This window comes from Actinomadura sp. SCN-SB, from assembly GCF_043906805.1.
Lineage (GTDB): Bacteria > Actinomycetota > Actinomycetes > Streptosporangiales > Streptosporangiaceae > Spirillospora.
In genome coordinates, this window is record NZ_JBIMPP010000020.1 from 53030 (window position 1) to 64210 (window position 11181).

The window sequence follows — 11181 nt, forward strand, 5'->3', positions numbered from 1 at the left end:
ACATCCGCCACTGGGCGGCCCCGCCGGAAGGCCGGACACGGGATCAGATCGCGGCCGTGCCCTCCACCGGGGAACTGCCCCGCCGGACGAGCAGCGCGGCCAGGATCGCGACCACCGCCACGACGCCCGCGACCATCAGCGACGACTGGAAGCCGTCCATGAAGGCCAGGTGGCTTCCGGTGGTGATGGCCTCGGCGGCGGGCGCGGGCGTCCCCGGCGGTACGGGCGCGACGCCCTGCGAGATCAGCCCCTCGGCGCTGCGGAGCCGCTCGGCGGCGGGTCCCGGCACCCCGGCGTCGGTCAGCCGCCCGTACAGGACGTCGCCGACGCGGGTGGACAGGATCGTGCCGAGGACGGACGTGCCCAGCACCCCGCCGACCTGCGCGGCGGTCTGCTGCAGCCCGCCCGCGACACCGGCCAGTCGCGGCGGGGCGTTGCCGACGATCGCCTCGGTCCCGGCGACCATGACGAACCCGAACGCGATCCCGACCAGCACGAACCACGGCCACAACTGGACGTAGGGCGCGTCCACCCCGATCCGGGACAGGCCGAACATGGCGGTGGCCGTGAACGCCATGCCCAGGGCCAGCGGGACGCGCGGGCCGAGTCGTCCGGTGAGGGCGCCCGCGAGCGGCGAGGCGACGATGAACACGGCGGTCATCGGCAGCAGGCGGACGCCCGCGTCCACCGGGCTCATCCCGTGGACCTGCTGCAGGTAGAGGGTGATGAAGAAGATCGTCCCGAACATCGCGAAGAAGCCGAGCATGATCAACCCGGTGGCGGCCGACAGTGACACCGACCGGAACAGGCCCAGCGGCAGCAGCGGATGGGCGGCGCGCCGCTCGTTCAGGACGAACAGCGTCATCAGCACGGCGGCCACGCCGAACGACACCAGCGGCACGGCCTGGCCGAAGCCGTCCTCGCCGGCCCGGATCAGGCCCCAGACCAGCGCGAACAGGGCGCCGCTCAGCAGCGCGACACCGGGCAGGTCGAACGACCCGGTCGCGCCCTCGTCCCTGGACTCGCGGATCACCCACAGGCCGACGAGCAGGGCCACCAGGCCGAGCGGGGCGTTGAGGTAGAACACCGACTCCCAGCTGACGTTCTCCACCAGGAGACCGGCCACGATCGGGCCGCCCGCGATGGAGACGCCGACGGTGGCGCCCCAGACGCCGATGGCGGTGTTGAGCCGTTCCGGGGGGAAGGTGTTGCGCAGGATCGCCAGGCTCGCCGGCTGCAGGAGCGCCCCCGCGAAACCCTGCACGACCCGCCAGAAGATCACCAGGCCGAGCCCGCCGGACAGCCCGATGGCCACCGAGGCGATGGCGAAGCCGACCACCCCGGCCAGGAAGGTGCGGCGCCGGCCGAACCGGTCGGCGATCTTGCCCGCGGGGATCAGCGTGACCGCGATGGTCAGCAGGTAGGCGTTGGTCACCCACTGGAGCCCGGACAGGTCGGCGCCGAGATCGCGGGCGATGGAGGGGTTGGCGATCGCCACGACGGTGGCGTCCAGCCCGACCATCATCACGCCCAGCGCCACGGCGACCAGGGTCAGCCAGGGGTGGCCGTGGCCGGATCGGACCGGACGGCCTCCCGGCTCCGCCCCGGCCTTGCCAGGCCGTGCGGCGGTCGAGATTTGCGACATTGAACGTCCTCCACTGGACGGGTTCACGGAAGACCTCAAAATGTCATAGCATGACAGTTGTCGTCAAACGACGAGAGTCATCGGGAGACATGATTCATCTCACGACGGAATCGCCGGCCCGCCGTCCGCCGGGCGTTACACTTCGCCCATGAGCGCGACCGAGACCCACCCCGCGGGACGGCGCGAACGCAAGAAGCAGCGCACCAGGGAGGCCCTGATCGACGCCGCCTTCAGGCTGTTCTCCGAAAAGGGCTTCGACGCCACCACCGTCGAGGAGATCGCCGACGCGGTGGACGTCTCGTCACGGACCTTCTTCCGCTACTTCGCGTCCAAGGAGGACGTCGCCCTCACCTTCCAGGAGGAGCAGTACGAGGCCCTCCTGAAGGTGTTCGTCGACCGGCCTGCCGACGAGCCGCTGCTGACGGCGGTGCGGCGCAGCGTCGTCGGCATCGCCCGCGCGTGCGAGCGCGGCGAGCTCGGCTTCGACCCCGGCCGCTTCGAGTGCATGATGACGCTGACCTCCCAGAGCACCGCGCTGCTCGCCGGCAGCCTGGAGCACGCGCAGAAGAAGCAGTGGATCCTCACCCAGGCCGTGGCCGAGCGGATGGGCACCGACCCGGAGACCGACCTGCGTCCCCACGTGGTGGCCGCGACGGTCCTCGCGACCTTCCGCGCCGCCGCCGACGCCCTCAGCAACGGCCGGATGCCCTACACCACGCTGTCCGAGGCCATCGACGCCGCGTTCGCCATCCTGGAGGAGGGCATGAACATCCCGCACGGCGGCGCGGAGGCCGGGTCATGACCGCGCTCCCCCGCTTCCACCTCGCCGTGCCCGTCGACGACCTGGACGCCGCCCGCCACTTCTACGGCACGGTGCTCGGCCTGGAACAGGGCCGCAGCGCCGACACCTGGGTCGACTGGAACCTGCACGGCCACCAGTTCGTCACCCACCTGGCGCCATCCCGTCCCGGCGGCGTCCACAACCCGGTCGACGGCCACGACGTCCCCGTGCCGCACTTCGGCCTGATCCTGACGATCCCCGAGTTCCACGCCCTCGCCGACCGCCTCCGCGCCGCCGGCGTCCCCTTCGTCATCGAACCCTACGTACGGTTCGAGGGCCTCCCGGGCGAACAGTGGACCATGTTCCTCCACGACCCCGCGGGCAACGCACTGGAATTCAAGGCCTTCGCCGACGACTCCCAAATCTTCGCCACCTGACCCCGGCCCTAGGCCGAAATCAACGCTCGTGGACGCCCTTGAGCCCGAAGTCCATGCCGAAGGGCGATGTGACGACGATCCGGTCATGGTGCACACCGGTCGCGATGTAGTGCCCGGTGGCATCGTCGAGCTCGTAGGTATAGACCGCGAACGCCGGTGCCGTCTGGTCGGTCTCCACCCGCCAGTAATGCCGGATGCCCGCCTCCGCGTACAGCCGTGGGTGCACCCGCCGGTCCTTGCGCTTGGTGGACGGTGACACCACCTCGGCGGCGAGGGCGACCAGGTCGGCAGGGATGGGACGTTCATAGGGATCGTGCTGGGCGGAGTACACGACGATGTCGGGCGCGATCTCGACCGGTTCTCTCTCGTCATCGTCGAGGAGAACGTCCACGTCGGTATCGACCTGCCAGCCGGCCGGGGTCGCGTCCTCGATCCGGGTCGCCAGGCGCCGCGCGATGCGCTGGTGGATCGGGCGGGGGCGTGGGGACACGACGAGTTCTCCGTGGATGAGGCTGACGCGCACAGGGAGGTCTTCAGGGAGCGCCTCATAGTCTGCCCGAGTCCAGGTGTCGCCGGACGGCAATGGGAGAGTCAGCGCAGGCATGGCTCGTGGCGCCTCCGGTCGAGAACTGTGCAGGTACTTAGCAAGGGTACCTGTGAAGCCCTTCCTGTCCGGTTAGTTGGCGGTGGTGAGGATGAGGCCGCTGGTGGGGACGCCGGTGCCTGCCGTGACGAGGACGTTCTCCACGGACGGGACCTGGTTGGCGGCGGTGCCGCGGAGCTGGCGGACGGCCTCGGCTATGCCGTTCATGCCGTGGATGTACGCCTCGCCGAGCTGGCCGCCGTTGGGGTTGACGGGGAGGCGGCCGCCGAGTTCTATGCCGCCGTCCTTGATGAAGTCGGGGGCCTCGCCGCGCCCGCAGAAGCCCAGTTCTTCGAGCTGGATCAGGACGAACGGGGTGAAGTGGTCGTAGAGGATGGCGGTCTGGACGTCGGCGGGAGTGAGCCCCGAGCGGGCCCAGAGGGCGGTTCCGACGGTGCCCATCGCGGGGAGCGTGGCCAGGTCGCCGGTGTAGTAGCCGAACATCATCATCTGGTCCGGGCCGGTGCCCTGGGCGGCGGCGGCGATCACGGCGGGCGGGTTGGGCAGGTCGCGGGCGCGGTCGGCGGAGGTGACGACCAGCGCCACGCCACCGTCCGATTCCTGGCAGCAGTCGAGGAGGTGGAGGGGGTCCACGATCCAGCGGGACGCCTGGTGCTCCTCCAGGGTGATCGGGCGGCCGTGGAACCACGCCTGGGGGTTGGTGGCGGCGTGGCGGCGCATGGCCACGGCGACGCGGCCGAAGTCCTCGCTGGTGGCGCCGTACTCGTGCATGTAGCGGCGGGCCTGCATGGCGACCCAGGCGGCGGGCGTCGCGAAGCCGAACGGCAGGTGCCAGGAGAACTCCAGGCCCGTCGAGTCGGCGCGCCCGGAGGCCGTGGCCTGGCCGAAGCGGTGGCCGCTGCGCTCGTTGAACGCCCGGTAGCAGACGACCACGTCGGCCTGCCCGGTGGCCACGGCCATCGCGGCGTGGGCGACGGTGCCGCAGGCGGCGCCGCCGCCGTAGTCGACCCGGGAGAAGAAGCGGAGCGCGGGGATCCCCAGCTCCCGCTGGACGGCGATCTCGGCGTTGGCGTCACCGGTGAAGGTGACCAGGCCGTCCACGTCGGCGGGGCCGAGACCGGCGTCGTGGAGGGCGGACAGGCACGCCTCGGCGGCCAGCCGTAGTTCCGAGCGGCCCGAGTCCTTGGAGAACTCGGTGGCGCCGATTCCGGCGATCGCCGCCTTGCCGGAGAGGGTCACTCCTGCTCCCTGAGCTTGACGGTGGCGGTCACGTGGTCGCCGATGGACACCGTGCCGCGCACGCGGAGGGTCGTCGGGTCCGTGCGTTCGGTGTAGAGGCGGAGGGTGTCGCCCGCGTAGGCGGGGGCGCCCAGGCGGACGTCGACGCGTTCCAGCGTGGCGTCCGGGACGGTCGCCAGTGCCGCCCGCTGGACCAGGCCCATGGTGGTGAGGATGTTGATGAAGATGTCCTTGGTCCCCTGGGCACGGGCCTTCGCGGTGTCGTGGTGGACGGGCGTGAAGTCACGGGTCGCCAGGGCCGTGGAGATGACGAAGGTGGGGGTCAGCTCGATCTCCAGGACGGGGGTCCCCGGGTCGGGGGCGGGTTCGGGAGGTGTTCCCGCCGGGACCCATTGGGGCAGGGTGAGGGTGTCGTCCATCCGCTCGAAGGTCAGCTCGACCGGCATGCCGATCTTCACGTTCTCGGGCGGGCAGCGGTTGATGTCGCCCACGACGCGGACGCCCTCGTCGAGCTCGACCACGGCCACGACATACGGGGGCGTGCGGCCGGGGACGGGCGGATGGTGGTGGACGACGTAGCTGTGCACCTCGCCGCGCCCGGAGGCGACGGTGTACTCCCGGTTGGGCGAGTGGCAGGACGGGCACATCGGGCCGGGCGGGTGCCGCAGCCGCCCGCAGTCGCCGCAGCGCTGGATGCGCAGCTCGCCGGACGCGACGCCGTCCCAGAAGAAGGCCGAGTCGGGGCTGATGACGGGCTGGAGGGGGTACTTGCCACCCTTGGGCGCGCCGCCCTTGCGTGGGCCCGGACGGAACTTCAGGACGCGGAACAGCATCTCGGCGACCCGTTCGTCCCGCTCGTCGTACCAGGTCTGGAACCAGGTGACGAAGTAGCCCTCGCCCATCGCGGTCTTCTTCGGGCCGGTGATGCCGTCGAAGCGCATGGTTGAGCGCAGGCGCTCGCCGTGCCGCAGGTAGCGGTCGTAGGTCTGCTCGCAGTTGGTGGCGACGACCCCCGAGTAGCCGGACTCGTCCAGCAGACGCAGGATCCCGTCACCGATGGAGCTGGACTTGGGCGCGTTCAGGCCGTGCATGGACCACACCTGGATCATCGCCGGTGGCGCCAGGCCGCCGGAGTGCCAGGCGGGGGAGGCGTCGCCGAGCGCCTGCGTCCAGTTGCGGATCATCGGCTCGTTGACCGGGTCGGGGCAGGGCGGCGCGGGGCGTTCCCCGGCCGCGGCCAGCTCGGCGGCCAGGGCGGTCAGCCGCTCGTGGACGTCCCCCGTCACCGCGGCGCCCTCGGCAGGCCCAGACCGATCATGGCGATCAGCTCGCGCTGGATCTCGTTGACGCCGCCGCCGAAGGTGAGGACCACCGCGCCCTTGGCGCCGCGGTCGTTGCGCTCCATGAGGTCGGCGGTGGCGGGGTCGCCGGGATCGCCGTGGCGGGCCAGCACGTCGCCGACGATCCGGCCGACCTCCTGCATCCGCTCCGAGCCGTAGATCTTGGTGGCGGAGGCGTCCGGCGCGCCCAGCCAGCCCAGGTCCTGGTTGGCGGCGACCTGCCAGTTGAGCAGCTCGTTGACGCGCAGGTGGGCGCGGACCCGGGCGAGGGCGCGGCGGACCGCGGGCTCGTTGATCAGCGGCTCGCCGTCGCGGCCCCGGGCGGTACGGGCCCAGCGCTCGAACCGGTCGTAGGTGTGGCCGATGTTCCCGGCGGGACCCAGCGTGACCCGTTCGTGGTTGAGCTGGTTGACGATCAGGTCCCAGCCCTTGTTCTCCTCGCCGATCAGCATGTCGGCGGGCACCCGCACGTCCTGGAAGTAGGTGGCGTTGGTGTGGTGGCGGCCGTCCATGGTGCGGATCGGCGTCCAGGAGAAGCCCGGGTCGCGGCAGTCGACGATGAGCATCGAGATGCCCTTGTGCTTCTTGGCGCCGGGATCGGTACGGGCGGCCAGCCAGATGTAGTCCGCGTAGTGGGCCCCCGAGGTGAAGATCTTCTGGCCGTTGACGACGTAGTGGTCGCCGTCCCGGACGGCGGTGGTGCGCAGCGAGGCCAGGTCGGTCCCGGCGCCGGGCTCGCTGTAGCCGATCGCGAAGTGGCACTCCCCCGCCAGGATCCGCGGCAGGAAGAACTCCTTGTGCGCGTCCGAGCCGTACTGCAGGATCGTCGGCGCCACCGAGTTCAGCGTGATGATCGGGTACGGCACCTCGGCGCGCGCGATCTCGTTGGCGAAGATCTGCTGCTCGACCGGGCCGTAGCCGCGCCCGCCGTACTCCTTGGGCAGGGCGACGCCGAGCATCCCGTCGGCGCCCAGCCGTTTGCAGTGCTCCATGTACGCGGTGCCGAACGGGTCGTTCGCGATCGCGGCGCGCTGCTCGTCGTCGAGGCAGCCGCGGAAGTACTCGCGCAGCTCGGCGCGCAGCCTCTTCTGCTCGTCGGTCAAATCGATGAACACCTCACGCCTCCTGCGCGATGAGCGTGCCCAGGGTGTCGAGCTGCTCCTCGGCGCCGCCGAGGAGGTACCCGACCTGCTTGCCCCAGGCGAAGTAGCGGTGCAGCGGGTAGGTGACGTCCAGCCCGATCCCTCCGTGCAGGTGCTGGCAGGTGTAGAGGGCCTCCACCACCGGTTCGCACGCGTTGTACGCGGCGACCGCCAGCACCTCGTCGGTGTCGGGGGCCTGCGTGGCCAGCCGCCAGGCGCCCGCCCAGACGGCCACGTCCAGGGCGCGCTTGGCGATGTAGACGTCGCCGACCTGCATGGTCACGGCCTGGAACTGGGCCAGCGCCCGCCCGAACTGCTCGCGGGTCTTGACGTGCTCGGTGGTGAGGTTCAGCGCGCCCTCGATCACCCCGGACGCCAGCGCGACCGCTCCCGCGACCGCCGAGCGGCGGAAGGTGCGCCAGGCGGCGCCGTCCGCGGCCCCGCCGAGCAGCGCGTCCGGTCCGGCCCGCACGCCGGACAGCTCGATGCGCGACAGCGGCTCGGTGGTGGACGAGGGCTGCGGCGCCAGGGTCACCTGGGACGGCTCGACCAGGAAGATCCCAATGTCCGCGCCCTCGACGCGGGCCGGGACGAGGATCCACGACGCCTCCTCCGCGTACGGGACGAACGCCCTGACCCCGTCCAGCAGGAAACCGTCACCGTCGCGCCTGGCGATCGTGGCCACCGGGCCGGCCTCGCGGTAGGCGCCGGTCAGCACGGCCTCTCCCTCGTTCAGCGGCGCCAGCAGCGCCCGCTGCTCCTTGGTGCCGTGCGCCGCGATGGGGACGGCGGCCAGCGCGAGCGACGCGTACGCGGGGACGGGCGCGACATGCGCGCCGATCTCGCGCAGCACCACGGTCAGCTCCACCGCGCCCAGGCCCGCGCCGCCCGCCTCCTCCGGCAGGACCGCGCCGAGCAGCCCGGCCTGGGCCAGCGCCTTCCAGGTCGCCGCGTCGTACGGGGCGCCCGTCTTCTCGTACGCCTCCAGCCGTTCCCTGGACGCCTCACGTCCCAGCACGTCGGCGGCGAGCCCGCGCAGCTCCTGCTGGGTCTCGTCGAGGTTGAAGTCCACTCATCCACTTCCTTCCAGGAGGTGCAGCCGGCCCCGGCGTTCGAACTCGGCGCGGATCAGGTCGCGGTCGTCGTCGGTCATCCGGCGGTAGGCCAGGGCGCGGCCCGGACGCCACCACACGGGATCGCTCGTGCGCCAGCCGTCCGCGGCCAGGGCGCGTTTGAGGATCTTGTTGGAGGCGGTGGCGGGCAGCTCGGCCGCGACCCGCACGTAACGGGGCGTCCACTTGGGGCTCAGCCCGGAGCGTCCCCGCAGGCGGGCGGCGAAGTCGCCGGGGTCGAAGGAGTCGGTGACCAGGGCCAGCATGACCTGGTCGCCGGAGGCCGCGTCCGGCACGCCGTAGACGGCGAGCCGCCGGACGCCGGGCAGGTCCGCCAAGGCCCTCTCGACCTGCGCGGCGCCGAAGTTCTCGCCGTCCACCCTGAGCCGGTCGGAGGTGCGGCCGGCGAAGAACACGTAGCCGTTCTCGTCGGCGTAGGCCAGGTCGCCGCTCCAGAACATGCCGTCGCGGACCCGGTCGGGGGCGTCGTCCTTGTAGTAGCCGTCGAACAGGCCCATGCCCTCGGTGTTGACCAGTTCCCCGATGGCCTCGTCCCCGTTGAGCAGCCGTCCGGCCGCGTCGAGGCGGGCGGGCGGGCACTCGCGGCCGGTCGCGGGGTCCAGCACCTTGATCCCGCCGCCGAGCCGGCCGAGCGCGCCGGGCGGGCCCGACGGGTCGGGGCTCAGCGAGATCGCCGTCTCCGAGGAGCCGTAGCCGTCGATGACGTGGCAGCCGAACCTCCGGCCGAACGCCTCCTGCTCGGACGGCGCCGCCTCGTTCCCGAACGCGATCCTGAGCGGGTTGTCCCGGTCGTCGGCCGCCTCCGGCGTGGCCAGGACGTACGACAGGGCCTTGCCCACGTAGTGCAGGTAGGTGCAGCCGTGTGCGCGCACGTCCTGGAGCAGCCCGGACGCCGAGAAGCGCTCACGCAGCACCAGTTCGGCGCCTGCGGCCAGCGCGGGCGCGAACGCGGCCATGATGGCGCCGGAGTGGAACAGCGGCATCGGGCAGTAGACGGCGTCGTCCGGGGTCAGGAGGGCGGACAGGTGCTCGCCCGGGACGGTGACCTTGCGGTGCGTGACGCGTACGGCCCGGGGGCGTCCGGACGTGCCCGAGGTGAAGATCAGCATGAGGGTGGTGGCGCCGTCGGGCTCCGGCGCGTCCAGGACGGCGGCGGGCGGCAGTTCCTTGCGGTAGGTCTCGGATCCGATGTCCAGGACGGGGAGGGGCGCGCACGCGGCGGCGTGCTCCGCGTACCGCCGCTGTGTGACGATCAGGTCGCAATCCGCGAGGGCGGCGTCCTCGGCCACGCCGGCGGGGCCGCGCGTGGGGTTGAGCGCCACCAGCACCGCGCCGGACAGCGCGGCGCCGCCCAACAGGAACACCATTTCAGGGACGTTGTCGAGGAGGACCCCCACATGCGGGGGACGGCCCGGCGCGCGCAGGGCCCCGAGCCGCCGCGCCCGGTCCCCGCATTCGGCGACCGTCTCGCGCCACGTCCACGACCTGCCGCCGGAGGCGTCGCGGAGTCCGGGACGGCCGTCGTCCGCGCGGGCGCGGAGCATCGCCGCCACCGTCATCGCGTCCACCTCCGCAGTGCCGCACGGGTACCACCGGACGGCGCAAAACTAGAACAGATTCTAGTCTCTGTCCAGAGCCGCGACCGGCGGCGGGCGCGCACCGGTTCGTCGGGCATGTCAGGGTTGACCGACCTCGTGAGGTCGGTCTCGCCCGGCACCGTAACCGGCCGATCAGATAACACGTTCTCTTCCGCGCGCTAGGCTGGATCGCCGGCGCGCGCGGCGCGCGCCCGCACGGAAGGGACGTCGACAGTGACCGCAGACCCCACGGCGACCGAGCAGGGAGTGCGCTCGCGCAGCCAGCACCAGCGCCGCAAGCGCATCGTGCAGGCCGCCGCGGCGCTGGCCTCCCGGGGCGGGGTCGAGGCGATGCAGATGCGCACGGTGGCCGAACGCGCGGGGGTCGCGCTGGGCACGCTGTACCGCTACTTCCCGTCCAAGATGGACCTGGTCGTGGCCGTGGTCAGCGAGGAGCTCGACCTGCTGGAGGGCAGCATCGAGCGGCGTCCGCCACGCGCCGAGGGCCCGCCGCGGCGGGCCGTGGAGGTGCTGATGCGGGCCAGCCGGGGGCTGATGCGCGAGCCCGAGCTGGCCGAGGCGCTGATCCGCTCGTTGCTGCTGTCGGACGTCAAGACCGGCTTCGGCGACCGGATGACCGGCATGCTGCTGCGGGCCGCCGCCGGGACGGACGCGACCGTGCCCGAGGGCGACCCGCGGCGGGTGACGGCCCGCGCGCTGTCCAGCGTCTGGACCATGGAGATGATCGAGATGCTGCGCGGCCACACCACCATGGAGGAGACCCAGGCCCGGCTGGAGATCATCGCCGACCGCCTCCTCACCGAATTCTGACCGGCTTCTGGTCGGGGGCCGGGTTACCGTGGCCATGGGGGTCTCGTTCGCATCGTGTCCCTTTCGCGCGTGGACGGTACCCCTTCTTCACCGCAGCGGCGTCCGGCGTTCGCCCGCCCCGCTAGCCTGGCGCCGGACCATCCACGGACGAGAGAACAAGGGTGCGCAGTGAGCGAACAGCAGCCCGTGCTCAGCGACGGTGTGATCATCGAGTTCATCGATGGCAAGGACGTGCCCGTGCAGCACAAGGACTTCGGTGAGCGGGCGGTCGTGATGCGCGACGCCAAGAACCCCGACGGGCCGATCCTGTACTTCACCGAGGCCGAGTGGGACGCCTTCGTCGCCGGGGTCAAGGACGGCGAGTTCGACGACCTGCTGGAGGACGAGCCGGCCGGGGACTCCTGACACCGGCGGCTCCTGACAGAGGGTGCGGACGGGCCGGAAACCCGGCC

Annotated in this window: 11 protein-coding genes; 4 read left to right on the forward strand and 7 right to left on the reverse strand. The window is 71.9% G+C overall.

The genetic code is table 11. From position 1 onward, the window contains the following. Nucleotides 1–43: 43 nt before the first annotated feature. Nucleotides 44–1645 carry an MFS transporter gene (locus ACGWYJ_RS15695; RefSeq protein ID WP_395106703.1) on the reverse strand — a complete coding sequence of 534 codons (1602 nt, stop codon included), beginning with the start codon at nucleotides 1643–1645 and terminating at the stop codon, nucleotides 44–46. 148 nt (nucleotides 1646–1793) lie between these two features. Between ACGWYJ_RS15695 and ACGWYJ_RS15700 the strand changes: the two genes are divergently transcribed. Then, complete coding sequence (locus tag ACGWYJ_RS15700) at nucleotides 1794–2447, forward strand: TetR family transcriptional regulator (protein ID WP_395106704.1); 654 nt, start codon at nucleotides 1794–1796, stop codon at nucleotides 2445–2447. Continuing rightward, a complete protein-coding gene (locus ACGWYJ_RS15705) occupies nucleotides 2444–2863 on the forward strand; it encodes a VOC family protein (protein ID WP_395106705.1) in 420 nt (139 codons plus the stop codon). The genes ACGWYJ_RS15700 and ACGWYJ_RS15705 overlap by 4 nt, the downstream gene beginning before the upstream one ends. Before the next feature lie 19 nt (nucleotides 2864–2882). Here ACGWYJ_RS15705 and ACGWYJ_RS15710 read toward each other — a convergent pair whose 3' ends face one another. From ACGWYJ_RS15710 to ACGWYJ_RS15735, 6 genes are all read right to left on the reverse strand, one after another. After that, nucleotides 2883–3467: a Uma2 family endonuclease gene (locus tag ACGWYJ_RS15710; protein WP_395106706.1), complete on the reverse strand. Its 585-nt coding sequence runs from the start codon at nucleotides 3465–3467 to the stop codon at nucleotides 2883–2885. 72 nt (nucleotides 3468–3539) lie between these two features. Further along, nucleotides 3540–4706 carry a lipid-transfer protein gene (locus tag ACGWYJ_RS15715; RefSeq protein WP_395106707.1) on the reverse strand — a complete coding sequence of 389 codons (1167 nt, stop codon included), beginning with the start codon at nucleotides 4704–4706 and terminating at the stop codon, nucleotides 3540–3542. Beyond that, nucleotides 4703–5992 carry an OB-fold domain-containing protein gene (locus tag ACGWYJ_RS15720; protein WP_395106708.1) on the reverse strand — a complete coding sequence of 430 codons (1290 nt, stop codon included), beginning with the start codon at nucleotides 5990–5992 and terminating at the stop codon, nucleotides 4703–4705. Before ACGWYJ_RS15720 ends, ACGWYJ_RS15715 begins: the two co-directional genes overlap by 4 nt. Beyond that, a complete protein-coding gene (locus ACGWYJ_RS15725; RefSeq protein WP_395106709.1) occupies nucleotides 5989–7161 on the reverse strand; it encodes an acyl-CoA dehydrogenase family protein in 1173 nt (390 codons plus the stop codon). The genes ACGWYJ_RS15720 and ACGWYJ_RS15725 overlap by 4 nt, the downstream gene beginning before the upstream one ends. A 1-nt stretch (nucleotide 7162) precedes the next feature. Beyond that, entirely contained in the window at nucleotides 7163–8260 is a 1098-nt protein-coding gene (locus ACGWYJ_RS15730) for an acyl-CoA dehydrogenase family protein (RefSeq protein ID WP_395106710.1), read from the reverse strand. Then, the gene (locus ACGWYJ_RS15735; RefSeq protein WP_395106711.1) at nucleotides 8261–9880 is read right to left on the reverse strand and encodes an AMP-binding protein; all 1620 of its coding nucleotides are present in this window, start codon (nucleotides 9878–9880) and stop codon (nucleotides 8261–8263) included. It abuts the gene before it with no gap. A 252-nt stretch (nucleotides 9881–10132) separates the two neighbouring features. Between ACGWYJ_RS15735 and ACGWYJ_RS15740 the strand changes: the two genes are divergently transcribed. Together ACGWYJ_RS15740 and ACGWYJ_RS15745 are read left to right on the forward strand one after the other, a co-directional pair. Beyond that, on the forward strand, nucleotides 10133–10729 hold the full coding sequence (locus ACGWYJ_RS15740; protein WP_395106712.1) for a TetR family transcriptional regulator: 597 nt from the start codon (nucleotides 10133–10135) through the stop codon (nucleotides 10727–10729). Nucleotides 10730–10897: 168 nt separating this feature from the next. Continuing rightward, nucleotides 10898–11134, forward strand: coding sequence for a DUF397 domain-containing protein (locus tag ACGWYJ_RS15745; RefSeq protein ID WP_395106713.1), 237 nt, complete (start codon nucleotides 10898–10900; stop codon nucleotides 11132–11134). Nucleotides 11135–11181: the final 47 nt, after the last annotated feature.